This is a genomic window from Pseudoscardovia suis (assembly GCF_002797875.1).
In the GTDB taxonomy this organism is placed as follows: Bacteria; Actinomycetota; Actinomycetes; order Actinomycetales; family Bifidobacteriaceae; genus Pseudoscardovia; species Pseudoscardovia suis.
In genome coordinates this window covers 660813-685230 of the sequence record NZ_PGFC01000001.1, presented here as the reverse complement: position 1 = coordinate 685230, position 24418 = coordinate 660813, and the positions used below count along the sequence as shown (strand labels likewise).

Below are 24418 nucleotides of genomic sequence, written 5' to 3'. Positions count from 1 at the left end.
GCCGTGAGGTATCGGTATCATCGGGAGACATGAACGAAGACATGATGACCGGTGCCGAACGCACAGGGATTTTCCCCCAGAGCCACGGCGTCCACAATGGCAGCGACAGAGGCAAGGGCGTGTTCTCCATCCACACGCTGGGCTGCCAGATGAACGTGCATGATTCCGAACGAATAGCCGGCGTCCTTGAGGCAGACGGCTATGTGCCGGCCACCGCCGAGCAGGCCGCCCGCAAGGACGTGGACCTGATTGTGCTCAACACGTGCGCCGTGCGCGAAAACGCCACCGAACGCATGTATGGCACGATCGGCCTGTGGGCGCAGCTCAAGCGCACCAATCCCAGGCTTCAGATCGCGGTCGGCGGCTGCATGGCGCAAAAGGACCGCGAGCGCATCGTGCGCCGCGCCCCTTGGGTCGACGCGGTGTTCGGCACGAAGAACATCGCCCAGCTGCCGGGCATGCTCGACGCCGCGAGAGAAGGCGCCGGCTCCCAAGTCGAGGTGTATTCCGACCTGGATTCCGTGCAATATTTCCCCTCCGACCTGCCGGTGGAGCGCGGTTCGCGCATCAGCTCGTGGGTGGCCATATCCGTCGGCTGCAACAACACGTGCACGTTCTGCATCGTCCCGTCGGTGCGCGGCAGGGAACGCGACCGTCGCCCCGGCGATGTGCTGGCGGAGATCCGCCGCTGCGTGGATGCCGGCGCCAAGGAAGTGACGCTTCTGGGGCAGAATGTCAACTCGTATGGCTACGCCAGCGGAGACCGATACGCGTTCTCCAAGCTGCTGCGCGCCTGCGGTTCGATCGAAGGGCTGGAGCGCGTGCGCTTCACGTCCCCGCATCCCGCGGCGTTCACCGATGACGTCATCGACGCGATGGCGAGCACCCCCAACGTCATGCACCAGCTGCACATGCCGCTGCAATCCGGCTCCGACCGCATACTCCGGGCAATGCGCCGCAGCTACCGTTCCGAACGGTTCCTGTCGATTCTCGAGAAAGTGCGCACCGCCATGCCGGACGCCCAGATCAGCACCGACATCATCGTGGGGTTCCCCGGCGAGACCGAGGAGGATTTCCAACGCACGCTGGACGTCGTGCGCCAGGCGCAGTTCTCCAGTGCCTACACGTTCATCTATTCCCCGCGCCCCGGCACCCCCGCCGCTTCGATGGAGCAAGTGCCGCATGATGTGGTGCAGGACCGTTTCGACCGCCTCCATGAAGTGCAGGAATCCATCACCGCCGCGCGCATGAAGGAATTCGAAGGCAAGGACGTGGAAGTGCTCGTCACCGGCCAAAGCGGCAAGAAAGATTCGCAGACCCACCGTGTCACCGGGCGTGAGAAAACCGGCGTGCTGGTGCACGTGGGCGTGCCGGATGGCCAGCCCATCCCGAAGGTCGGCGATTTCGTGACCGCCACCGTCACCCATGCCGCCGCGCACGACCTCATCGCCGATCCGGATCCGTCGAAGGGGCAGACGTATGCCGTCCGTCACTGATGCGAATCCAATCACGGCAGTTGGTTCGGCAGCCTCCGCCGGACCGTCCGGCCGCCGGGTCGTCTCCATCGTCGGCCCCACCGCGAGCGGCAAGACGAGCCTGGGCATCGCGCTCGCCAAGGCGCTGGAACAGGCCGATGGCACGCCTTGCGAAATCGTTAACGCCGACGCCTACCAGATGTACCGCGGCATGGACATCGGCACGGCCAAGCCCACCGCCGCCGAACGTGCCCAAGTGTCCCATCATCTTCTCGATTGCATGGACCCGCAGGACACCATGTCCGTTGCGCTGTTCCAACAGATGGCGCGCCAATGCATCAGCCAGCTGCAAGACAGGGGAGTGCGGCCGATTCTCGTGGGAGGCTCCGGGCTCTATGCCCGCGCCGCCATCGACGACATCAGCTTCCCGCCCACCGACCCGCAGGTGAGGGAACGCCTTGAACGGCAGGCCGACGAGATAGGCGGGCAGGCGATGTTCGACGAGCTGCAGCGGCGAGACCCTGAGGCAGCCGAGCACATGGACCCGCACAACACGCGTCGCACGGTGCGGGCGCTGGAAGTCATCGAACTGACCGGCCGGCCGTATTCCTCCATGCTGCCGCGTTACCGGTATGTGATTCCCTCCGTGCAAATCGGGCTGGACATGCCCCGCGAGCAGCTGGACGAACGCATCGACGCCCGCACCCAGCAGATGCGTGACGAGGGTTTCGTCGACGAGGTCGTCCGCATGCGCCCGCGGCTGGGGCCCACCGCCGCCCGTGCGCTCGGATACCAGCAGATTGCTGATTACCTTGACGGATTGATGAGCGAGGACGAGGCGTTCGCCGACATCGCCCAGCACACCAAGCGCCTTGCGCGCAAGCAGATGGGATGGTTCGGGCGCGACCCCCGCATCCATTGGCTGACCGCGGCGAGCGAAGGGCTGGTGGAACGCGCGGTGCAGATTGTGCATCACGCCGACGCGGGCGATTACGACGCCATCGACTCCCAAGCGGACGAATACGTGCAGCATCACCTGGGCCAGCTGCATACGACGCGTCTGCAGGCGCGTGTGCAATCGTAATAAGGGATGCGTTTGTAAAGATTCGCGTCAGCACGGCCGCGCGGGGTGCCCTCCACAACGGCTCGGGGGTTTGGTATCCTTGAGCCGTTATGGCACGTAGTTCATCTTCCCGCAGGCCGGGGGAATCCGCCCCCAGGCGCTCGTCAAACGCTTCATCCGCTGAGTCCTCGCAGGCTTCGACGCCCAGGTCGGGCGGGCGAAGCTCGCGTCGAGACCCTGCCGAGGACGAGGAGATGACCTATGTCGAACCGTGGTGGCGCAAGGCGCTGCTGGCGGTTCCGCGCGCCCTCGGCTACACGGTCCGCTCCCTGACAGGAGTGGGGGAGTACGACGAGAGCTACCGTCGTGACGGCCTGTGCTTCATGCTGCTGGTGTTCGCCGTGCTGTTCATCGCGTCGGAATGGTTCCGCGTGGACGGCTGGCTGGGACGCGCCCTCCACTATTGCTCGTCAGCGCTGTTCGGCGTCATGTCGGTGGTGCTTCCGGTCCTGTTCGTCATCGTGGCGTTGAGGCTGTTTCGTAACGCGGGCCGTAATTCCAACAATCCACGGGTCCTGTGCGGCTGGGGCCTGCTCATGTGGTCCATCTGCTCCATACTGGATGCGGCGATGGCTTCCGGAGACCGCGAGTTCCATATCGAGACGCTTCAGAAAGCGGGCGGGCTCTTCGGCTTCATCCTGGGCAGTCCCTTGAGCTGGGGGCTGTCGAAACCGTTCGCCATCATCGTGTTCGTCGTGATCGGGCTGTTCGCGATCCTCATGATCGCCAATACCCATGTCGAGGAGCTTCCTGACAAGTTCAGCCAGCTCAAGACCGCGTTCATCGGCGACTCCACGGATGGAGCGGCCGATGGTGACGCTGACGACGGTGAGCAATTCCCCAACGAAGTGCGCGTGGGCGACGGGACGATGCAGTTCGCAGAAGGCGTGCCTTCCCATGACGGCACTGATGAGGACGGCGCCGGCGAGAGCACCCCTGCCCGTCGCGAACCGTTCTGGAAGAAGTGGTTCCGTCGCCGTGGCAAGGACTCGGCGGACGATTCCCTGGATTCCTATGCTGCCGATCAAGCTTTCGACCATGCGGCGGATGCTGACGACATTGACAGGCGCCAGAGTGTGGCTCCGCGACGTGCCGTTGCAGCGGGCGATGATGTACAGGATGTGAGCGGCGAGGATCCCTGGCAGGAATTCGGCGACGGGACTCCGACGGCACAGGGGACAACGGACGAGGACTATGACGACGCCACGCATCCGATGGTGATCCGGGACCAAGGCGTCGAAGGCAGCGCGCGGCCTATCGCCGCCGTTGCGCAGCGCGCTCAGCAAGCCCAGCAGGCGCCGCAGGGTCAGGCGGGGTCCCCGGAACACACGGGAGGCGCATACGGCTCCGACGAAGAGACGAACGCTGACGATGCCGCCGGCCAGGCTGCCGGCATCGTCCAGGCGAACGCCGAATCGGGGAATGGCGCCTCGGTTCCCGAGCATATGCTGCCGCCTTATGTGCTGCCTGATCCGGAGATTTTGGAGCATGGCAAGCCACACGCCGCCCGCACCCAGGAGAACGATCGCATCATCGCCGCGCTCAATTCCACGTTCGAACAGTTCGACGTGGATGCGAAGGTCGTCGGATTCCTCCGCGGACCCTCCGTCACGCAATACGAGGTCGAGCTCGGTCCCGGCGTCAAGGTCGAGAAGGTCACGAGCCTGCGCAAGAACATCGCTTATTCGGTCGCCAGCTCGGATGTGCGCATCATCTCGCCGATCCCCGGGAAATCCGCGATCGGCGTCGAAATCCCCAACGCAGACCGCGAGATCGTGCATCTGGGGGATGTGCTGCGCAGCGACATCATGCGCAACGACCCCAACCCCATGCTGTGCGGCGTCGGCAAAGACATCGAAGGCCGTTTCGTCAAATGCGACCTGACGAAAATGCCTCATCTGCTGGTGGCAGGCGCCACGGGATCGGGTAAGTCGAGCTTCATCAACTCCATGCTCGTCTCGCTCATCATGCGCGCCACCCCCGAGCAGGTGCGCCTGATCCTTGTGGACCCCAAGCGCGTGGAACTGTCGGCGTACGCGGGCATCCCACATCTGCTCACGCCCATCATCACCTCGCCCAAGCGGGCCTCCCAGGCGCTCGAATGGGTGGTCAAGGAGATGGAGTCGCGTTACGACGACCTGAGCTTCTTCGGCTACCGTCATATCAAGGACTTTAACGAGGCGGTGCGCGCCGGAAAGGTGCATGCGCCCGCCGGTTCCAAGCGCAAGGTCGCACCGTACCCGTATTTGGTCGTCGTGGTCGACGAGATGGCCGACCTCATGATGGTCGCCAAGAACGAGGTCGAGGACTCCATCCAGCGCATCACCCAGCTCGCCCGAGCCGCAGGCATCCATCTCGTGCTCGCCACGCAAAGGCCGTCCGTGAACGTCGTGACGGGCCTCATCAAGGCCAACATCCCGTCCCGCCTTGCCTTCGCGACGTCCTCCGCCACGGATTCGCGCGTCATCCTCGACTCCATCGGCGCCGAGACGCTCATCGGCCAGGGCGATGCTCTGTTCCTGCCGATGGGAGCCAGCAAACCCACCCGCGTGCAAGGATCGTGGGTCTCGGAATCCGAGATCCGCAAGGTCGTGGACTTCGTGCGCCACCAGCGCAAGCCCGCATACCGGCAGGACATCACCCAGATGGCCGAACAGGCCGACAAGAAGGAAGCGCAGGCGCAGGCGACCGAGGACATCGGCGGCGACATGGACGAGCTGCTCGAAGCCGCCCGCCTTGTGGTGACCTCGGGATTCGGCTCCACGTCCATGCTCCAGCGCAAGCTGCATCTGGGATTCGCCAGGGCGGGGCGCATCATGGACCTGCTGGAATCCCGCGGTGTCGTGGGTCCCTCCGAAGGCTCGAAGGCGCGTGAGGTGCTCGTCAAGCCCGACGATCTGCCCCAGGTGCTCGCGTTCATACGCGGCGAATCGGATTCGCTGGAGGGCGATGACAGCAGCGCCGACGCCTCGGTGGGCTCGGCTGACGGTTTCGGCGGTGCATCAGGACGGCCGGATGACGAGGAGCCACCGGCGGACGCGTACGCGGACTACGGGTCCTATGGCGGGGCGGATGCGGATTACTGAGTCCTCTTTGCATGCGCGTGGCCGATATGCGTAGTCGCGTGACAGCGTTGCATGGTGGCATGTGACAGCATCGCGTGACAGCGTTGCGCTCTGAAGGTGATAGTGTCTAATCGGTGGTGAAACGACCGCACGGGATTCGAAGAAGAAACCTTCACGAAGAGGAAACCTTCACGAAGAGGAAACCTCGGCCGCTTCGCTCAGGCAGGTTCTCACGGATTTCGCAGGCAGGAGACAACGATGGCACAGCAGCAATCAAATCGTCCGTCCTTGTTGGACGGATGGCGCACCGTTCCCAATTTCGTCACGATGGGCAGGATAGCGCTCGTCGTCGTGTTCCTCATCATGCTGGGGATCGGTGGCCCGGACGGCTCGCGCGGCATCGGTGCGCGGTGGGCTGCGTTCGTGCTGTTCGTCCTCGCGGCAATCAGCGACAAGCTTGACGGGTATCTGGCTCGCAAATACAACAAGGTGACCGAACTGGGCAAGCTGCTCGACCCGATCGCCGACAAGCTGCTTGTGTGCGGTGCGCTGGTGATGCTCGCCGCCTTCGGCGAACTCAACCCGGGAGGCTGGGTCATCACCGCGCTGTTCCTCATCAGGGAGCTGGGCATCACCATCATGCGCTTCTTCGTCATCGATACCGGCGGCTCGGTCATCGCAGCCAACCATGCCGGCAAGCTCAAGACCCTGTTCGAATGCATCGGCCTGGGCATGGTCATCTTCCCCATGTGGAGCCTGGTGGGAGGCAACACGGGATTCGAAGGGTTCTATTACTGGCTGTCGTATGCGGTCGTGCTCGTCGCACTCGTGCTGTGCCTGTATTCAGGCGGCGTATATGTGGCGCAAGTGAAGCGGGCGGGCGGTTTCGGCCGAAAGGCGTGAAAGGAAGGGTCTATGTCACTAGAGCATGAGGACGAGGCGCAATCCATGGAATCACAACGCGCCGAATGCGACGATCTGGCCAAGCGAATCGAAGACGCCTGCCGCACCCGAGGCCTGTTCATCTGCAGCGCCGAATCGTTGACAGGCGGTCTGCTGGCCGATGCCTTCGTGCGGATCCCGGGAGCGTCCGACGTGTTCCTGGGTTCCGCCGTCACCTATGCGATCGCCGCCAAGGCACACATCCTGGGCGTGGATTCCGCGCTGCTGGAACGGGAGGGCGCGGTGCATCCCGACGTCGCCAAGCAGATGGCAGTGGGTGCGGTCGCCGCGTATTCCGTGCCGGCCTCGCGACGCGGTTGTGTCATCGGCCTGTCGACCACCGGTGTGGCCGGCCCGGGGCCGGATGGGAACAAACCCGCCGGCCTGGTCTATGTAGGGTTCGCGCTGCCAGAGCCCCATGGCCTGGATGCCCAGGCGGAAGAGCTTCATCTCAGCGGCACGCGTGAACAGGTGCGACGCGGCGTGGTGCTCCATGTGCTGGAGTCGCTTGCCGGGCGCTTGGGGCTGTGAAGCCCGATCCGCATGCGCATTGCGTGCGCCCATGCCAGCGTGGAACTGGAAGCACAGGGGAAATGTGAGTTTGCTCGCATTTCCCCATATGTTTGCATAACGGCATGGTGTGTCGCGCCGGTATGTGATATGGTAACCAAATACAAAAACTTGCTATATCGACACTCAAGTTTTGATACTGACACTCAAGTTTTGGTATACTGTGTAGCGACAAGAAAAAGCTTGGAAGGAGCTTACGAGAACGCATAACGACAATGCCGGCCTGGTGACGCGGCCGGTGCGAACAATCACGGATACAACGAAAGGAACGGGGGTACACATGATGAATACGCTCAATGTGATGCAGACGAGGAATGCACAGCAGGAGGAAGCCATGCGCGCTGCTGCGGCGAAGGAGTCCGTCGCCGCCAGCCGCATGACCCGTGAGCTCACCCCCGAGCAGAGGCGCGCTATTGAAATGCGCCGCCAGCAGATTCTCCTCGCCCAGCGCAACCGCCGCATCAGGGAGGAGCGCGAGCAGGCGAGGCTCAACTGGGAGAAGGGCGTGAACGCCGAGGCGACGGAGACGGCGCCGCAGGTGCAGGCGCGTTCCGTCGCGGAGCCGGCGCCGTCCGACTCCATGTTCTCGCTGCGCAAGATCCAAGGCGAGGTGCTGCGCGAGCTGCGCACGTCCGACCACAAGACGCTTCGCGAGGTCTCCCAGAAGGCCGGCGTGTCGCTTGGATACCTGTCGGAAGTCGAGCGCGGCCAGAAGGAGGCCAGCTCCGAGTTGCTCGTCTCCATCACCCAGGCGCTGGGAGTCAAGCTTTCCGAAGTGCTCACGATGATTGCCGAGCGTGTCGCCCGTGCCGAGCAGTCCGGCGCCGCCCATGTCGATTCCTCGGCTCGGCGTTGATTCATGTCGATGCGCGAACGGGAGTTCTGGGAACTTCTCGAAGAGGTTTTCGGAAGAAGCTACGGCAGGTCGCTGTCACGGGACCAGCGTCTGTTCAAGCTGAATGACCGCACGGTGGTGGAGGCCCTTGCCGACGGGGAAGAGCCGCGAGTCGTGTGGAACGTGCTGTGCGATCAGATGGACATCCCGGATTCCCGGCGCTGGGGCAAGGACCACAATGCTCCGCCCATGCCCGCACGCTGACCCGCTGGTCGGTCTCGTGCATGCCCTCCGACGGTGGCATGCACACCGGCGGTGGATGTGATGTGCGGTGAGATGCATGAGACATACCGATGCCTGATGGTGCCTTGGTGCCATCAGGCTTTGATTTTTCTTCGGCGTGTCGATTGGATTCGAACAACTGTTCGACTATACTTGTGCGCAGTTGGTTCGCAGGTGCGCACCGAGACCCGATTTTATCCCCATTTGCCATAAAGGCCGTGCGGTGAAGCCGGATGAGCGTACCCTGTCCATTACCGTCTTCGGCGATGGACCGGAGCGGCTAACCACCGCATGAAACAGGAATAGGAGACCCAATGGCTGCACAGGCTGCAAAATCCGCGCCCAAGGTTGCGCAAACCGCCAAGAAGAGCGGCGGAAAGCCTCAGGACAATCGCGCGGCGGCTCTCGCCACGGCGCTTCAGCAAGTGGAGAAAAGCTACGGCAAAGGCGCTGTCATGCGTCTGGGGGATCACCCGCACCAGCAGGTAGACGTCATCCCCACCGGATCCATCGCGTTGGATCTTGCCTTGGGCATCGGCGGCTTGCCCCGCGGAAGGGTCGTGGAGATCTACGGTCCGGAATCGTCCGGCAAGACCACCCTTGCGCTGCATGTCGTCGCCAATGCCCAGCGAGGCGGTGGTGTGGCGGCGTTCATTGACGCTGAGCACGCCCTTGATCCCGAGTATGCACGCAAGCTGGGCGTTGACACCGATCAGCTCATCGTGTCCCAGCCGGACAACGGCGAACAAGCACTCGAGATCGCCGACATGCTCGTGCGTTCCGGTGCGCTTGACGTCATCGTCATCGATTCCGTCGCGGCGCTCGTCCCCAAGGCCGAGATCGAAGGCGACATGGGAGACAGCCACGTGGGCCTGCAGGCGCGACTCATGAGCCAGGCTTTGCGCAAGCTCACGCCGGCGCTCGCCCAGACCAACACGATGGCCATTTTCATCAACCAGCTTCGTGAGAAGATCGGCGTGTTCTTCGGCAACCCCGAGACGACGACCGGCGGCATGGCTTTGAAGTTCTACTCGTCCGTGCGCATGGACATCCGTCGCATCCAGACGATCAAGGACGGCGATTCGGCCATCGGTAGCCGCACCCGTGTCAAGGTCGTCAAGAACAAGATGGCTCCTCCCTTCAAGTCCGCCGAATTCGACGTGCTGTATGGCGAGGGCATCAGCCGCGAAGGCAGCATCCTCGACATGGGGTTGGAATGCGACCTCATTCGCAAGTCTGGTTCGTGGTTCACGCTCGCCAACGGTGACCAGCTGGGGCAGGGCCGTGAGAAGTGCCGCCTCTATCTCAAGGAGAATCCTCAGATCTGCGATGATCTGGAGCGTCAGATTCGCGTCGCCTACGGTCTCATCTCCGAGCCCGAGGCTGAGGATGCCGATTCACCGAAGAAGGACGGAGACGCGGCCTCCGCGGCCAAAGCCAACGCGGCTACCGCCGGTACCACCAGCAAGGGACAGGATGCGGGGGCTGCGGCTGCAAAGCCCGCTGGCGCAGATTCCGCAGCCAAGGCCGCCGAAGCATGATCCGGCGTGATCCCATCATTGGCGTGATTTTGACACTGGCATGATTTCAGCAGAGGAATTTCTTCGCGGCAGGGGAGTAGACCCTCGGGTATGCGACCCTGCCGTGCCCTTAACGGATACGGCAGTCACCGGCAAAGAAAGTGCTGCCGCGAGAGACTGTGATGACAGGCCGGGCATCGAGAGGGTCAACCCTGAGAAGGCTAATTCCGAGGAAGCCTATTCCGAGGGAACTGACTTCAAGGAGGCTGATTCCAAGGAACCCGGCGCTGGGGAATCCGGCACAGGGGAATTTGGCACTGTGGAATCCAGTGCCGGGGAAGCCGATGGCGAAGGCAGTGACTGTGAGGCGTCTGCTGCGCAGCCGAGCAGGAGCCTGTTGCGCTCGAGGGGTTCCTTTGGAGGGTCCGCCACAAAGGAATGGGCGCGGCCGTCGGCGGACTCATCGCGAGGCTGGCGCCAGGGGCGAGGCGGGCATACCCGTCGCCGTCGCGGCGCTGGTTCTTGGCAAGGCGCAGAAAACCGCATGACGGGCGGTCACGATACGGATGGAGCTCCGCGTACCCTCGGCAAGAGTGAAGACCGCGCGCATGATTTGGATAAATGCCAGGAGGCGGCGCTGAGGCTTCTCGATGCGTCGGCTCGCTCGGTGCGCGATATGCAGGAGCGTCTTCTGGGCAAAGGCTATGACCCGTCTGTTGTCGAAAGGGTCGTGGGCAATTTGATTCGTGTCGGATTGCTTGACGACCAAGCTTATGCGCGCGGATTGGTGGAGCATTGCCTGGGGCGTTTGCTGGGGGCCAGAGGCACGGAGCGCGAGTTGCTGCGCAAAGGCGTTCCTCGGCGCATCGCCCATGATGCGGTGCAGGATGCTGAGGATGCCGGACGTTTTGCCGTGGCGGCGGATGAGCTTGCACAGAAGACAGCTCGCCGCACGCAAGGATTGGACCGTGAGACGCGTCTGCGCAGGTTTTGGTCGGCAGGCGGGCGGAAGGGGCATTCGCCACAGGATCTTCGCGCGGCGGCCGACCGCTACTTGATCGACGAATCCTGACGCAGCCCGGTTGCCACAGCATCACGGGAATGTGCATCAGCATCACAGAAATGCACGCCGGCATCACATGTCGCGGAATCCCGGTGTCACCAATGCCTGTGTCGCGGAATGCCGATGCCGCCGAAGGGCGATATTGCCGAATGCTCATCGCGGAATAGAAGTGGAAGAGACCCCGCATACCCCGGGTTCTGTCGTCTGCTGGGCAGACGGATGGCCATCCATCTCGACCTGACGTCACCGCCAGGCTCTAGCGGCCTACCCGAAGGCTGTGCGAGCAGCACGTAACGCCTTCTGCTTGACCTTGCTCCCGATGAGGCTTGCCATGCGACCCGCCGTTACCGGGGGTCCGGTGGTCTCTTGCACCGCCGTTTCACCCTTGCTCGCCGAAGCGGGCGGTCTGTTCTCTGCTGCGCTATCTCTCAGGTCACCCTGGGCGGACGTTATCCGCCATCGTGCTCTGCGGAGCCCGGAAGTTCCTCAGCTTTCGCCGCGGCCATCGCGGGGTCTCTGCGTTCACCCTACGGGAAGGTGCAGACCGACCGTGGGTGACGCGAGGCGAGAATCCCAGAATGAGCGGCGCCAGCCCGGTTCAATAAGCCACGCCCGAGATTGAACGTAAAGTGACATTCGTGAAATTTGGGTTATTATGGGGGTTACAGGTTGGCAAAGAGGCCGATCGCTAAATGTCCGAAGCGACCTTCGGGTCGCTACCCTACACAAAGGAGGTCCATCATGGAAATCGTCGTTACCGGTCGCCACACGCAGGTGAAGCAGAAGTTCCGTGACGTTGTTGAGACCAAGATGAACCGTGTCACTGCCATCGCCCCGGATGCGGAGCGTGCGCAGATCGTGCTGTCCCATGAGGGCAACCCGCGCCAGGCCGATACCGCCAAGCGCGTGGAAATCACCGTGATTGCCGGCCGTACCGTTGTGCGCGCCGAAGCTTCGAGCAGCGATGAGTTCAGCGCACTCGACATCGCCCTGGACAAGCTCACCCTCCGTCTGCGCCGTATGCGCGATCGCCGCAAGGACCATCGCCGCGGCTACACCGAGATCGTCGATGAGGGTCCGGTCGAAGCGGCGCCCGTTGTCGAAGAACCGGAAGCAGAGCCGAACAACAGTGCCGATGACGCTGTCGCCGGCGACCTTGGCCCCGGCGAGTCCGTCGAAGTCAAGGTGGGCGATACCCCGATCGTCATCCGCCGCAAGCTGCATCTGGCAGAGCCCATGTCCATCGACGAGGCGCTGTACGAGATGGAACTCATCGGACATGATTTCTTCCTGTTCGTGAACAAGGAGACGAACCGTCCGTCCGTTGTCTACCATCGTCACGGCTGGAGCTACGGCGTGTTCGAGATCGACACCCCGGAGAACGTCGCCAAGAAGAAGTGAATCCCACCGATTCCCATTAAGGCACAGGGCTCGGGGCGTGCGAATGAACCCCATGCCATGGACCCGTGCCACGATCTTTGAATGAGATGAGATGATTTGAATGCGATGCCCCGCTTCGTGCGGGGCATCGTCATGTCTAGGCAAATGCGTTTTGCAGGATTGCGCTTATGGCTATTTTGTAGGTGTTTTCTTGTCGGGCGCGTATTATGAAATAAGTTTGTGTAAACCAAGGCACCGGCGCCGCAACGCCGGGGCAGCTTGCTAGTCCGAGGAGTAAGACGTGACAATTCTGGACAAGGTCCTGCGTGTGGGTGAAGGCGCTCAGCTTCGCAAGCTCAAGGGGGTGGCTGACGAGACTGACAAGCTCGAACCCGAAATCAAGAAGCTTGACGATGATGAGCTTCGTGGGCAGACGGGCAAGTTGCGCGAACGCCTGGAGAAGGGCGAGGACATCGACAAGCTCATGCCCGAGGCATTCGCAACGGTGCGAGAGGCATCCAACCGCGTGCTGGGCCTGCGTCACTTCGATGTGCAGCTCATGGGCGGCGCAGCGCTTCACTGGGGCAACATCGCCGAGATGAAGACCGGTGAAGGCAAGACGCTTGTCGCCACGCTTCCCGCGTACCTTAATGCACTGAGTGGCGAAGGCGTGCACGTCGTGACCGTCAACGACTACCTGGCGAGCTACCAGTCCGACCTCATGGGCCGCGTCTTCCGCTTCCTGGGCATGACCACCGGCTGCATCATCACCGGCCAGAAGCCCGCGGAACGCCGCAAGCAATACGATTGCGACATCACCTACGGCACCAACAACGAATTCGGCTTCGACTACCTGCGCGACAACATGGCGTGGGACAAGTCCGAACTCGTGCAGCGCGGCCACCATTACGCCATCGTCGATGAGGTCGACTCCATCCTCATTGATGAAGCCCGCACCCCGTTGATCATCTCCGGCCCCGCCGAAGGCGGCGTCACCCGCTGGTACCGTCAGTTCGCCCGCCTCGTGCCCAAGCTCAAGCGAGACGAGGATTACGAGGTCGATGAGAAGAAGAAGACCATCGGCATCCTCGATGCAGGCATCGCCAAGGTCGAGGACTACCTGGGCATCGACAACCTGTATGAGCCGAGCAACACCGCTCTCATCGGCTACCTGAACAACGCCATCAAGGCCAAGGAGCTGTTCCTGCGCGACAAGGATTACGTCGTCACCAACGGCGAGGTCCTCATCGTCGACGAACACACAGGCCGTGTGCTCCCGGGCCGCCGCTACAACGAAGGCCTGCACCAGGCGATCGAGGCGAAGGAAGGCGTCGAGGTCAAGCCCGAGAACCAGACGTTCGCCACCATCACGCTGCAGAACTACTTCCGCATGTACGACAAGCTTGCAGGCATGACCGGCACCGCAGAAACCGAAGCGGCCGAGTTCATGAACACCTATAAGCTGGGCGTCATCCCGATCCCAACGAATAGGCCGATGATCCGCAAGGACCAGGACGACCTCGTGTACCGCACGAAGAAGGAAAAGCTCAACGCCATCGTCCATGACGTCAAGAAGCGTTACGAAAAGGGACAGCCGGTGCTGCTCGGCACCGCGTCCGTCGAATCCTCCGAACTCGTGAGCAACCTGCTCACCGCGGTCAACGTGCCCCATCAGGTGCTCAACGCCAAGCACCATGAGAAGGAAGCCGCCATCGTCGCCGTCGCCGGCCGCAAGGGCGCCGTCACCGTCGCCACGAACATGGCAGGCCGCGGTACCGATATCATGCTCGGCGGCAACGTCGAGTTCCTCGCCGACCAGAAGCTGCGCGAAGAAGGCCTGTCGCCCGATCAGGACGAATACGAGGCCAAGTGGAAGTCCACCCTCGCCCAGATCGAGGAGCAGGCCAAGGAAGAGAAGGAAGAGGTGCGCAAGCTCGGCGGTCTGTACGTGCTTGGCACCGAACGCCACGAATCCCGCCGCATCGACAACCAGCTGCGCGGTCGTTCCGGCCGTCAGGGCGATCCGGGCGAATCCCGCTTCTACCTGTCGCTGGAAGACAACCTGATGCGCCTGTTCAACACGCAGCTCGTCGCACGCGTCATGCAGAAGGGCTATCCGGAAGGCGAGCCCATCGAGTCCAAGACCGTGTCCAAGGGCGTGCGCAATGCGCAGAAGGCCGTCGAATCGCGCAACTTCGAAATCCGAAAGAACGTGCTCAAGTACGACGATGTGATGAACAAGCAGCGCACCGTCATCTACGACGAGCGCCAGATCGTGCTCAAGGGCGCGGATCTGTCGGAAGACATCCAGCTGTTCATCGAAGAGACGATTCGCACGTACGTGCGCGAGGCGACCAAGGGCTCCGACAAGCCTCAGGATTGGAACCTCGCTGAGCTGCATTCCAACCTTGCCAAGATCTGCTCCGTCGAAGGCGTGGACCTCGACGACATCTACGCGGCCCTCGGCATCAAGTCCGCCGACGACGCTGCTGCGAAAACGGCCGATGATGCGGATGATGCGAAGGACGCACAGGACGCTGATACGACTGCTGAAGCCGAGGACAAGAAGGACGACGACTCCCAGAAGTCCAAGCATGCCAAGGCCCTCAAGGGTGACAAGGCGCGTCGTTTCATCGCCGACACCTACATCGAGAACGCCAAGGACGTCTACGACCAGATCGAAGCGACCGTGGGTTCCGACGCCCTGCGCGAAGCCGAACGCAAGGTCGTGCTCGCCACGCTCGACCGCAAGTGGCGCGAACACCTCTACGAGATGGATTACCTCAAGGACGGCATCGGCCTGCGTGGCATGGGCCAGCGCGACCCGCTGGTCGAATACCAGCGCGAAGGCTACACCATGTACAACCACATGGTCGAGGCCATCAAGGAAGAGTCCATCGAGCTGCTGTTCCACATGACCACCGAGCAGATTGAGCGCCTGTTCGAAGAGTCCAAGCATAGCGGCGACGTGCAGTACTCTGCGCCGGACGACCCCGATTCCAACAACGCCGACAAGTCCGAGGCCGACACCGCCGACGACCTGTCCGACGGCCAGATCGACGGCGAGGAGCCGGACGGCATGGAACCGAAGTCCGTGGGCGAGTCTAATTCCGACGAATACTCCGCACCGCGCGGCCAGGTCGGCTACGAGCCGCTCAGCCACGCCGACTCGGCGCTTCCGACGAACAAGCGCCCCAAGAGCGTCGAGGCCCACTCCCCGTGGGAGGACGGTCGCACGTTCCCGGGCACGAAGCCGAACGAGAAGTGCCCGTGCGGTTCGGGCCGCAAGTACAAGATGTGCCACGGCCGCAACGAAACCAAGGAGTAAGCCGACCAATGCAATCGGCTGAGGTTCGCTGATCAGAAGGCGGTGCCGGGATGATGTCCGGTGCCGCCTTTTTGCATTCATTGGCTTGGCATATGCCAGTCGTGTGCATTCGACTGTCCCGCGCATTCGTCCATCCCTTGCATTCGCTGCACCCAATGCTCCCAATGCACCCCGCTCTTTCATTCGCCCATCCCGTATGTATCCGCAGGGACAAGCCCGTAACGGTGCCGCAATGTGGTCATGTAACAAGACCGACGCATTCGGGCTGCCTAGTATGGACCTGTCACTGAACAAAACCACTATCTACAAGGAGGAAGACCGTGGCCGACTACACATGGAAGTCGATCCTGAACCAGCTCGTCGTCAAGCACGAGCATCTCACGCAGGAGCAAAGCGAGTGGTACGTCGACGAGCTCATGGATGGCAATGCCGATGCCGCCGCGGTCGGCGCGGTGCTCGCCACTCAGCAGCAGCTGGGGCTCACGGCGGACGAAGTGGCAGGAGCCGCCCACGCGATGGTGGAGCATGCGCTGCCGTTGCCGCTTTCTGGGGAGACCACCGACTTGGTGGGAACCGGCGGTGATGGATTCGCCACCGTTAACATCTCCACGACCGCCGCGGTCATCGCAGCCGCCGCGGGAGTCAAGATCGCCAAGCACGGCAACCGCGCCGCATCCAGCAAGTCCGGTGCCGCCGATTGCCTCGAAGCGCTCGGCCTTCCGCTTGACCTGACGCCGGAGCAGGCCGCACAGGTGGGGGAGAAGGTGGGCATCACGTTCGCCTTCGCCCGCGTGTTCCATCCCGCCATGCGCTTCGTCGGCCCGATCCGCGCTCAGTTGGGCGTGCCGTGCGTATTCAACGTGCTGGGCCCGATCACGAATCCGGCGCATCCCAAGCATTGCGTCATCGGCTGCGCGGATCCCTCCCTGGGTTCCATCATGGCGGACGTGCTGCACAAGCAGGGCGCCACCGGCATGGTGTTCACGTCGAACGAAGGCATGGATGAGCTTGCGCCCACCGGTCCCGTCACGCTGTGGCACATCGAAGATGATGGCGTGACCGAAAGCACCTTCGATCCCATCACGCAGCTGGGTCTGGCAAAGGTCGAGGTCTCCGACCTCAAGGGCGACACCCCTGAATACAACGCTCAGGTGGCGCGCGACGTCATCGCCGGCCGCGAACTGCCGTGCACGAGCACGATCCTGCTCAACGCGGCAGCCGCCATCGCAGTCAACACGCAGCTGCTGAGCGAACCCGATGCCCCGCTTTCCCAGCGCATTGGCGAAGCGTACGGCATCGCCAAGAAGACCGTGGAATCCGGCGCCGCCACCGACAAGCTCAACGAATGGATCGAGACCGCGAAGGCCGTCAAGGCAGGTTCTGCGGCCTGACATCCGACATCTGTGTCGAATAGGTCACATTGTGACTATTACCAAGCCCGTCGTAGTGCGCTGCGGCGGGCTTCATGGTAAGGTGAACTGTGTGTCGCGGCAGCCCAAGGATGAGCGGCCGCGCAAGTCGAAGTCGAACCCGGTCAATTCAGGAGGGAACATGCATAAGCTTGCTGTGGATATCGGTGGCACGAAGATCGCCGTCGGTGTGTGTGATGAGGATGATACGATCGTCAGGTCCTGGACCGTCCCGACCGAAAGCGACGCTGACCGCATCAATGAGAACGTTGCCGAACTGTACAAGAAGGCATGCGAGTCGTTCGATGACATCAGCGCCATCGGCATTTCCGCCGCAGGCAACATCAAGCAGGACCGCCGCACCGTCAACTTCTCCGCGAACATCCCCGCATGGATCAACTACGACCTGTCCGGTCACATCGAGGAGCTCATCGGCGCTGACATCCCTGTCGTCGTCGAGAATGATGCGAACTGCGCAGGCTGGGGCGAATACGTGCATGGCGCCGGCAAAGGCAGCCGCAACATGGTGATGCTCACCGTCGGCACCGGTCTGGGCGGCGCCATTGTGCTCAATGGCGAACTGTACCGCGGCTCGTTCGGTATGGCGGGCGAGCTGGGCCACCTGCCGATGGTGCCGGACGGCGACACCTGCGGCTGCGGCCTGCGCGGCTGCGCCGAGCGTTACGTCTCCGGATCCGCCCTTGAACGTTTCGCCAAGGCCGCGGTGCGCCGCCGCCCCCAGGATGCGACGCGCCTCATGGAGCTGTGCAACGGTCACATCGAGGATCTGCGCGGTCCGATGATTTCCAAGGCGGCACAGGAAGGCGATGTGCTCGGCCTGTATTCCTTCAACAAGATTGGCGAATGGCTCGGTCGCACGATGGCAGCCATTTCCGCGGTGCTTGACCCCGACATCTATGTGATCGGCGGCGGCGTCATCGCCGTGGGCGATATCCTGCTCGAGCCGGCGCGTCAGGCGTATGAGCGCTTTCTCCAGGCGAGCGCATATCGCCCGATCGCCAAGATCGTGCCGGCGAGCGCTGGCCAGGACGCGGGCCTCATCGGCGCCGCGAACCTGTCGCTGCGTTAGGCGTTAGGCGCTAGGCGCGGCAGGCGGCCGCTTGCCTGCGGTCGCCATGTTGCATGATGGGGCTGCTCCACGTTGGTGGGGCAGCCCCATTGCTGTGTCCTGAATGTTGTGTATTCCGGCGTGGGTACCGTTTGTACAGGGCTACTGTTGGTGCAGGTTCAGCGTTTGCACAGGTGACCCGTTTGTGCAGGTCACCGTTTGCGCATGATGAGCGCGAGGATGCCGATGAGCAGCAGCATGCCGCCGGTGGATTCAAACGCCGCTGAGAGTCGGGGAAACACGAATCCGAGCACGACAAGCACAAGCCCCGAGACGAGCAGCATGAGATAGACACGCGTGTAATGGTCCATGCTCGCGTCTGAATTGGTGGGTGGCGTGAAGTGGTCGTCCGGCGCATCATCGAGGATGCTTGTCTCGAAATCACGCGGCCCCTGACCCTGCTCGGACTGTGCCATCTGCTTGAACTGCCTCTCGGCTTCCTTGCGTTGGCGTTCATGGCGCAGCCTGTCCTGCTTGGCGGCCTCTCTCTCAAAGCGTTTCGCCGTGCGGGACGCATCGAGCGCCGACACGTCGTCGGCATGCTCGGAGAGGAACTCGCTCCACTGGGAATCCAGATTGTCGTTCCCCGCCGTGTCGCCGGCAGGAACGCCGCCGTTCGTACCATCGCGTGACGTTTCTTCGGACGCACTGCTATTGTTGAAGTCGCTCATGGTAACACTGTATCGCCTGGAGCGCCGCGGCATGCGAAAATCCTCGCGCCGCGCGGCACGCCATGCGTGGTTCGGAGGAACGCAATGCTGTACTGGTTCTTCGTCAAAACGCTCAGCCCGATTGCCCGTCGACGTTTCAATCCGACGTGCGTGGGCGTGGAGAACATCCCCAGGACCGGTGGCGCCATCATCGCCGCAAATCACCTTGCCGTCATCGACGACGCGGTGATTCCCATGACGTCGCCGCGCATGGTGCATTTCATGGGCAAGGCCGAATACTTCGAAGGCAAGGGAATCAAAGGCCGTTTCAAGAAGTGGTGGTTCACGCAGGCAGGCGTGTTCCCGGTCGACCGTTCCGGCGGCAGCAAGTCGCTGGGGGCTATGGAAACCGCTCGCAAGATCATCGAGGACGGGCATGTGTTCGGCATCCACCCCGAGGGCACGCGCAGCCCGGACGGCAGGCTGTACCGCGGCCATACCGGCGTTGCGCGCCTTGCGATGGAAACAGGCGCTCCGATCATCCCCACCGCGCTCATCGGCACCCGCGACATCCAGGCGCCCGGACAGGTGATGCCGGGCAAAGGTAAGGTCACCGTCATCTACGGCACGCCGATCGAGGTGGAACGCCGCGAGCCGGACGCCATCACCCATGAGGCGATCCGCGAGCTCACCGACGAGATGATGCACCGCATCCAGCAGATGAGCGGCCAGGAATACGTCGACATTTACGCCCAGGTCTACAAGAAGATGCTCAAGGAGCAGGGCGGCAACCCGTCCCAGACGCAGGCTGAGCCGTCGCAGGCATAGGTTTCGCCGCAGGCACAGGTTGAGCCAGGCATAGTCTGAGTTCAGGCATAGTCTGAGCCGCCATTCGTCTTGGTGCGGCTGCGCGTCTCAAGGGTCGCGCAGCCGCACCGTGCAGTTTTCACACGACGGTGAGGGTGATGACCGTGGGCGTGCCATCCGTGTTGTGGATGCGCACCGACGTGCCGGCGTCCACGGATTGCTGACGCACTTGGTCCGTCCAATTGCCCAGGATCGTCGTCTTCTTCTCAACCTTGAAGCCAAGGGCCGTGAGTGTCTTTTCAGCGTCGTCGTAGCTGCTGCCGACCACATCGGGCACGGTGGCCATCTGCGGCCCCTTCGACACGGTGATCGTCACGCTGTCACCCCAATGGAGAGCGTCGCCTGCAGCCGCGGAAGCAGAAATCACCGTGCCTTCCTCAACAGAGTCGGAATATTCCTGCTTCCACGTGATGGTCAGGTTGTCGGGCGCCAGCGTGGATTCGGCTTCAGTGCGCGTCTTTCCCACCACGTCGGGGAAGGTGATGGGCTTGAGGCCCTTGGACAGCACCACGGTGACGGTGGTGTTGTGGTCGACGGTGCTTCCCGGGGCGGGTGTCACCGAGATCGCCGCCCCTTGCGGGACCGTGAGCGAATACTGGTCGGCGGATTCATCATGCTGCACATTGGTGAAACCGGTTGCCGCGAGCGCCGCCAACGGGTCCTTTCCATCGGCTGTGCTCGCATCCAGCAGATCGGAGGGCACCGTCAGCTGGACGGCGCCTTGCGAGACGACGACATCGACGATGCCGCCGCGAATCGACACATGGCTGCCCACAAGCGAGGGGGATGTCGAGATGATGCTGCCGGCGGGCACGGAATCGTCGTTGCGTTCCGTCACCTGATAGGCGATTCCCTCATCGTCCAGAAGCGCACGGTAGTTGTCCCAATTCGCGTTCGTGAGTGTGCAAGAGGCGGTCGACGCGTCGCAGGGAACGTCCTGTGCGGCGGGGAGCACGCGGTAGCTTCCCGGTCCGGAGAAAAACCACCAGACCGCGGAGCAGCCCGCCAGCAGCACAAGCACCAGCAGGACGGTCACCACAAGACGGCGTGCGGAATGCCGCCGGTCATGTGCGGGGGTTGCCGGCGGAAGGGGAGGCGTCGCAGGGGTGGTCTCAAGGGTGTTCGCAGGGGCGGTCGCGCTGTCGGAGGCATCGTCGCGGATCGCCATCGTGGGCAAATCGTCCTGCGGCAGCAATGCCGTGGCATTCATCCCGTCATCGCGCATGATGGGCACCGTCGTTGTTGCAAGAGGCACTGTTGCATCCGCGTCGTCGACCGATGCGTCGTGTGCCGTCGCCGAATCTGTTGATGCTGTTGATGCTGTTGATGCTGTGTCTGCAGCTGTGTTTGCTCTGCCGGTCGGGTTCGCGCTGCCGGCCGTGTCTGCGCCGCCGATGCCGTTGCCCTCCGCGGCGTCTGTGCCTGCTGCATTGTCTGCATTGTCTGCGTCTGAACCGGTGGCGCCGATGGGGGAAGCGATGCGGGCGCGTTGGGCGACCTGCCCTAGTTTCGTCGTTCCCGCCAAGGCCTCGGGGGACGGGGCTTCCTGCGCCCGCCATCCCAGCTGTTCGGCAGAGAGGCTCTCGCGCATCTGCTCGAATTCAGCGAGCGCCGCGGCCGCGTCAGCCGGACGCCGTTCCATGTCGCGCATCGTCAGGTGCCGTATGAAATCGTTCACCGGCGCGGGAACGTCCGGGTAGATGCTCGCCACGTCGGGCACGTCCTCGTTGACGTGCTTGAACACCATGGTCATCGAATTGTCGCAGTCGAAGGGCACGACGCCGCACAGCAGCTCCCACGCCATGATCCCCACCGAATACAGGTCGCCTTGCGGCGTGGCAAGGTTCGACTCGATCATTTCGGGGGCCAGGTAGGCCGCCGTCCCCAGCAGCATGCCTGTCGTCGCCATCGTTGTCTGCGAGGCCGCCTTCGCCAGGCCGAAATCCGTGATCTGCACATGGCCGCGGGTGTTGATGAGGATGTTCTCGGGCTTGATGTCGCGGTGGACCACGCCCTGCCCATGCGCCGCGGTGAGCCCGTCCAGGGTCTCGCCGATGACATGCAGGGTCTGGTCGACCGTGAAACGGCCGCGTTCATGCAGCACATGCCGCAGGTTGCAGCCATCCACGTATTCCATGACGAGAAAGTCCAGCCCGTGCCACTGCCCGAAGTCGTACACCTGCACGATGTGGGGGTTCGCGATGCGTGCCGCGGACTGGGCCTCGCGGCGGAAATGCCGCATGAATGCCTCGCGGTTGGGGCCCTGTGCCAGCCGCGTGTGCATGACCTTGAGCGCGACCGTGCGGTCCAGCCGCACGTCCTGAGCCTCATAGACCGTCGCCATGCCGCCGTCGGCGATGCGGCGGCGAATGGAATAGCGTCCGTCGACGAGGTCGCCTTCCGGCGGCTCGGTCGGTTCAGGCGTTCCGGCAGCTTCGGGGTCCGCGGGTTTTTCTGGATCCACAGGGTTCATATATGACATCGTATTACCGTCTCCGATCACCCGATGCCCGGGACGAACAGGCTGCATTGGCGTTCGAGGGCAGCGGTGCCCTCGGCGTCGAATCCCAGTGCGGCGCAGTGCGATGCCAAGGCCTGGCGTGCCTGCGCCCACAGGGAACGGATGCGCCGGCGGGATGCGTCCACGGCGCCCGTGGTGCGGAAGATCTCGATGATGCGCGGCACATCGCGGTCCGATTCGTCGTCGGCCCCATACGATGCGATGAGAAAGCGCCGGGTGGGTTCGTCCGCCGCCATCAGCGCGTCCGCCAGAAGCAGGGTGCGTTTGCCTTCGCGGATGTCGCCGCCCACGGGTTTGCCCGTCGTGGAGCTGGTGCCGATCACGTCGATGAGGTCATCGTTGATCTGGAAGGCGATCCCCAGTGGTTCGCCGACCGCTTCGGCTGCCTCATGGGCAGCGTCGGGATTCACGCCGGCGCACAGCAGGCCCAGCAGCAGCGGCGCGACCGTCGTGTAGCTGGCGGTCTTCAGCCGGTAGGTGCGCTGGGCGGCGAGAGCGAGCTGGCCGGGGGCGTCCAAGGGGAGCGTTTCCACGGCTTCGTCCATGATCTGGCCGATCTCGACGGCGCGGTGCATGCGCAGGAACGCCGACACCACAGCATCGGGATGCGGTGCCTTGAGCGCCGCGCGGTGCATGACGTCGACCGACCCGGTGGCGAGCAGGTCGCCGAGCATGATCGCAAGCCCGTTGCCTTGGGAAGGCGAATGCAGCGCATCCGACAGCGCCCGGTGGGCGGATGGCGCACCCCGCCGCAAGTCGGAGTCGTCGATGATGTCGTCATGCACCAGCGCGGCGGTCTGGAAGATTTCGATCGCGCATGCGATGTCCTGCGCCGTGGGCAGCAGGGAAGGGGACCCATGGGCGCTGTCGAACGCCTGGAGCAGCAGCAGCGCGCGCAGCCTCTTGCCTCCGCGCGAGGATGCGACCGCTTGGTCGGCGACGAGGGACGCCACCTGAAGAACGGGATCCGGCCCGTCCTTGTGCGCCATGCCGTCGGTGGCATCCATGCCGTCGGTGGCATCCGTGCCGTCGGCGGTATCCAAGGCGCAGTAATCCGCCACGAGGCGTTCGATGCGTGTGTCTATCTGTTCGCGGGTCATCTGGGTCACGCGTCCATCGTAGCCCATGGCTCGGTCGCGACCGCCTTCACACGATGTTCGAAAAAGGTTGTCCACAGGGGCGTTCCGCACAAGGGCAGACGGTCCACATTGGTCGAAAACCCATGGGTGAGCCGCCCAGATGTGGCAGCGTTGAGCCCACACGGCGCCATCCCGGGGCGCCCTTGGTGAAAGGACACCTTCATGTCGCAGCAGTCGAAGCAGCAGCCCTTGCCGACGGGCGAATCGCATCATCATGTATCATCGCGTCCGCGCACCCCGCACTCGCGCAACTCGCGTCCGCAGGATTCGCGTTCGTATGGTTCGCGCCCGCAGGATTCACAGGCACACGATCCGCAGACGGCGCAGCGGGCGGCCGAGGCATGCGAGACGGCAGGCTGCGCCGGCGGGATGGACCAGGCCCCGACGCTTTCCCTGATGATGCAGCATGTGAAGGAATGCGCGGGCGTTGCCCGCGGCGTTCAGCACATGACGCTTGACGAGCCGGCGATCAAGCGTGCGGCGCAGGATTTCCATTCGCAGCGCTTGGAGAAGGGCTTGGTGGAGGCCGACGGGGCGTGGTTCGCGCCTGCCGTGGACGAGTGGATGGATGCGCTCGCCGGCGGGGAGGCGCGTCTGAGCGAGGAATCCCTGCTGCATATCGTGGCGGGCACGAGGGAGACGCTGTCGATGCGCGACGCGATGCTCGTCTCGGTCCTGTGCCCGCTCACGCGCAGGTCGATGAAGCTGCTGGCGAGCGACCCCCACGACGTCAACAGCGCCAAGACGGTCTATGACGCGCTCAACGGCGTGTTCCGCGACCCGGGGACGTTCCCCGATGCCACGCGGTGCGCCACCGGGCTCCGGCTGTTCTCCGTGGTGGTGGAGGCGGTGCCTCGCAAGGACCGGGCGCATCCGCTGGCGTGCGTCGCGTACATCTGCTGGTGGATGGGGTTCCTCGACGAATCAAGGCGCTGCTCTGACGAGGCCCTGCGGATCGACCCGGGGTGTTCGCTGGCGAGCATCATCCTCACCGCCGCGGAGTTCAATGTGCTGCCTGCGTGGGCCGATTCCGCTGTCGATGAAAGGAACGCCGGGGACCGGCAATGAGGTCGCACGGTACTGTATAGTGGTCAACTGTTGAGTTGCGCTTGCCATAACT

At 63.3% G+C, this 24418-nt stretch carries 17 protein-coding genes, 1 other RNA gene and 2 pseudogenes; 16 read left to right on the top strand and 4 right to left on the bottom strand.

Going from position 1 to position 24418, the window contains the following annotated elements; all coding sequences use genetic code 11:
- The first annotated feature begins 29 nt into the window (after positions 1–29).
- From miaB to CLV65_RS09000, 9 genes are all read left to right on the top strand, one after another.
- Positions 30–1496, top strand: coding sequence for a tRNA (N6-isopentenyl adenosine(37)-C2)-methylthiotransferase MiaB (gene miaB / locus CLV65_RS02570; RefSeq protein WP_169713397.1), 1467 nt, complete (start codon positions 30–32; stop codon positions 1494–1496).
- Positions 1480–2559 (top strand): tRNA (adenosine(37)-N6)-dimethylallyltransferase MiaA, encoded by a 1080-nt coding sequence (gene miaA, locus CLV65_RS02565; protein WP_094691796.1) that lies wholly within the window; start codon positions 1480–1482, stop codon positions 2557–2559. Before miaB ends, miaA begins: the two co-directional genes overlap by 17 nt.
- An 89-nt stretch (positions 2560–2648) precedes the next feature.
- A complete protein-coding gene (locus CLV65_RS02560) occupies positions 2649–5684 on the top strand; it encodes an FtsK/SpoIIIE family DNA translocase (RefSeq protein WP_094691795.1) in 3036 nt (1011 codons plus the stop codon).
- 237 nt (positions 5685–5921) lie between these two features.
- Positions 5922–6566 carry a CDP-diacylglycerol--glycerol-3-phosphate 3-phosphatidyltransferase gene (gene pgsA, locus CLV65_RS02555; protein WP_094691794.1) on the top strand — a complete coding sequence of 215 codons (645 nt, stop codon included), beginning with the start codon at positions 5922–5924 and terminating at the stop codon, positions 6564–6566.
- Between the two features lie 12 nt (positions 6567–6578).
- A complete protein-coding gene (locus CLV65_RS02550) occupies positions 6579–7136 on the top strand; it encodes a CinA family protein (RefSeq protein WP_244569216.1) in 558 nt (185 codons plus the stop codon).
- 319 nt (positions 7137–7455) lie between these two features.
- The gene (locus tag CLV65_RS02545) at positions 7456–8031 is read left to right on the top strand and encodes a helix-turn-helix domain-containing protein (protein ID WP_094691793.1); all 576 of its coding nucleotides are present in this window, start codon (positions 7456–7458) and stop codon (positions 8029–8031) included.
- A 9-nt stretch (positions 8032–8040) separates the two neighbouring features.
- The gene (locus CLV65_RS02540; RefSeq protein WP_094691862.1) at positions 8041–8274 is read left to right on the top strand and encodes a DUF3046 domain-containing protein; all 234 of its coding nucleotides are present in this window, start codon (positions 8041–8043) and stop codon (positions 8272–8274) included.
- Between the two features lie 332 nt (positions 8275–8606).
- Positions 8607–9833 carry a recombinase RecA gene (gene recA / locus CLV65_RS02535; RefSeq protein ID WP_094691792.1) on the top strand — a complete coding sequence of 409 codons (1227 nt, stop codon included), beginning with the start codon at positions 8607–8609 and terminating at the stop codon, positions 9831–9833.
- 40 nt (positions 9834–9873) lie between these two features.
- Entirely contained in the window at positions 9874–10884 is a 1011-nt protein-coding gene (locus CLV65_RS09000) for a regulatory protein RecX (RefSeq protein ID WP_244569215.1), read from the top strand.
- 161 nt (positions 10885–11045) lie between these two features.
- On the opposite strand, the gene rnpB is transcribed toward CLV65_RS09000, so the two are convergent.
- Positions 11046–11393, bottom strand: an RNA gene (rnpB, locus tag CLV65_RS02525) — RNase P RNA component class A.
- Positions 11394–11616: 223 nt separating this feature from the next.
- Between rnpB and hpf the strand changes: the two genes are divergently transcribed.
- The 5 genes and pseudogenes from hpf (at position 11617) to CLV65_RS02505 (ending at position 18082) form a co-directional block, all read left to right on the top strand.
- Positions 11617–12276 carry a ribosome hibernation-promoting factor, HPF/YfiA family gene (gene hpf, locus CLV65_RS02520; protein ID WP_094691791.1) on the top strand — a complete coding sequence of 220 codons (660 nt, stop codon included), beginning with the start codon at positions 11617–11619 and terminating at the stop codon, positions 12274–12276.
- A gap of 280 nt (positions 12277–12556) precedes the next feature.
- Positions 12557–15173 (top strand): annotated as a pseudogene (secA, locus tag CLV65_RS02515) (preprotein translocase subunit SecA); the annotation flags it as partial.
- Between the two features lie 221 nt (positions 15174–15394).
- Positions 15395–15583: pseudogene (locus CLV65_RS09260) on the top strand (SEC-C metal-binding domain-containing protein); the annotation flags it as partial.
- Positions 15584–15903: 320 nt separating this feature from the next.
- Positions 15904–16974: an anthranilate phosphoribosyltransferase gene (gene trpD, locus CLV65_RS02510; protein ID WP_094691789.1), complete on the top strand. Its 1071-nt coding sequence runs from the start codon at positions 15904–15906 to the stop codon at positions 16972–16974.
- Positions 16975–17134: 160 nt separating this feature from the next.
- Positions 17135–18082 (top strand): ROK family glucokinase, encoded by a 948-nt coding sequence (locus tag CLV65_RS02505; RefSeq protein WP_094691788.1) that lies wholly within the window; start codon positions 17135–17137, stop codon positions 18080–18082.
- A gap of 191 nt (positions 18083–18273) precedes the next feature.
- Here the strand turns inward: CLV65_RS02505 and CLV65_RS02500 are convergent, their stop codons facing one another.
- Positions 18274–18792, bottom strand: coding sequence for a hypothetical protein (locus CLV65_RS02500; RefSeq protein ID WP_094691787.1), 519 nt, complete (start codon positions 18790–18792; stop codon positions 18274–18276).
- 84 nt (positions 18793–18876) lie between these two features.
- Between CLV65_RS02500 and CLV65_RS02495 the strand changes: the two genes are divergently transcribed.
- Positions 18877–19599 carry a lysophospholipid acyltransferase family protein gene (locus CLV65_RS02495; protein WP_094691786.1) on the top strand — a complete coding sequence of 241 codons (723 nt, stop codon included), beginning with the start codon at positions 18877–18879 and terminating at the stop codon, positions 19597–19599.
- Positions 19600–19717: 118 nt separating this feature from the next.
- Here CLV65_RS02495 and CLV65_RS08900 read toward each other — a convergent pair whose 3' ends face one another.
- Both CLV65_RS08900 and CLV65_RS02480 read right to left on the bottom strand, forming a co-directional pair.
- Positions 19718–22111: a protein kinase domain-containing protein gene (locus CLV65_RS08900; RefSeq protein ID WP_211278441.1), complete on the bottom strand. Its 2394-nt coding sequence runs from the start codon at positions 22109–22111 to the stop codon at positions 19718–19720.
- A gap of 26 nt (positions 22112–22137) precedes the next feature.
- Positions 22138–23286, bottom strand: coding sequence for a polyprenyl synthetase family protein (locus tag CLV65_RS02480; protein WP_244569211.1), 1149 nt, complete (start codon positions 23284–23286; stop codon positions 22138–22140).
- Between the two features lie 174 nt (positions 23287–23460).
- Between CLV65_RS02480 and CLV65_RS02475 the strand changes: the two genes are divergently transcribed.
- Entirely contained in the window at positions 23461–24366 is a 906-nt protein-coding gene (locus tag CLV65_RS02475) for a hypothetical protein (RefSeq protein ID WP_094691784.1), read from the top strand.
- Positions 24367–24418: the final 52 nt, after the last annotated feature.

Excerpts from the sequence above, each read along its gene's own strand:
- miaB (WP_169713397.1), top strand. The coding sequence starts at position 30 with ATGAACGAAGACATGATGACCGGTGCCGAACGCACAGGGATTTTCCCC.
- miaA (WP_094691796.1), top strand. The coding sequence starts at position 1,480 with ATGCCGTCCGTCACTGATGCGAATCCAATCACGGCAGTTGGTTCGGCA.
- CLV65_RS02560 (WP_094691795.1), top strand. The coding sequence starts at position 2,649 with ATGGCACGTAGTTCATCTTCCCGCAGGCCGGGGGAATCCGCCCCCAGG.
- pgsA (WP_094691794.1), top strand. The coding sequence starts at position 5,922 with ATGGCACAGCAGCAATCAAATCGTCCGTCCTTGTTGGACGGATGGCGC.
- CLV65_RS02550 (WP_244569216.1), top strand. The coding sequence starts at position 6,579 with ATGTCACTAGAGCATGAGGACGAGGCGCAATCCATGGAATCACAACGC.
- CLV65_RS02545 (WP_094691793.1), top strand. The coding sequence starts at position 7,456 with ATGATGAATACGCTCAATGTGATGCAGACGAGGAATGCACAGCAGGAG.
- CLV65_RS02540 (WP_094691862.1), top strand. The coding sequence starts at position 8,041 with ATGCGCGAACGGGAGTTCTGGGAACTTCTCGAAGAGGTTTTCGGAAGA.
- recA (WP_094691792.1), top strand. The coding sequence starts at position 8,607 with ATGGCTGCACAGGCTGCAAAATCCGCGCCCAAGGTTGCGCAAACCGCC.
- CLV65_RS09000 (WP_244569215.1), top strand. The coding sequence starts at position 9,874 with ATGATTTCAGCAGAGGAATTTCTTCGCGGCAGGGGAGTAGACCCTCGG.
- hpf (WP_094691791.1), top strand. The coding sequence starts at position 11,617 with ATGGAAATCGTCGTTACCGGTCGCCACACGCAGGTGAAGCAGAAGTTC.
- CLV65_RS02505 (WP_094691788.1), top strand. The coding sequence starts at position 17,135 with ATGCATAAGCTTGCTGTGGATATCGGTGGCACGAAGATCGCCGTCGGT.
- CLV65_RS02500 (WP_094691787.1), bottom strand. The coding sequence starts at position 18,792 with ATGAGCGACTTCAACAATAGCAGTGCGTCCGAAGAAACGTCACGCGAT.
- CLV65_RS02495 (WP_094691786.1), top strand. The coding sequence starts at position 18,877 with ATGCTGTACTGGTTCTTCGTCAAAACGCTCAGCCCGATTGCCCGTCGA.
- CLV65_RS08900 (WP_211278441.1), bottom strand. The coding sequence starts at position 22,111 with ATGAACCCTGTGGATCCAGAAAAACCCGCGGACCCCGAAGCTGCCGGA.
- CLV65_RS02480 (WP_244569211.1), bottom strand. The coding sequence starts at position 23,286 with ATGGGCTACGATGGACGCGTGACCCAGATGACCCGCGAACAGATAGAC.
- CLV65_RS02475 (WP_094691784.1), top strand. The coding sequence starts at position 23,461 with ATGTCGCAGCAGTCGAAGCAGCAGCCCTTGCCGACGGGCGAATCGCAT.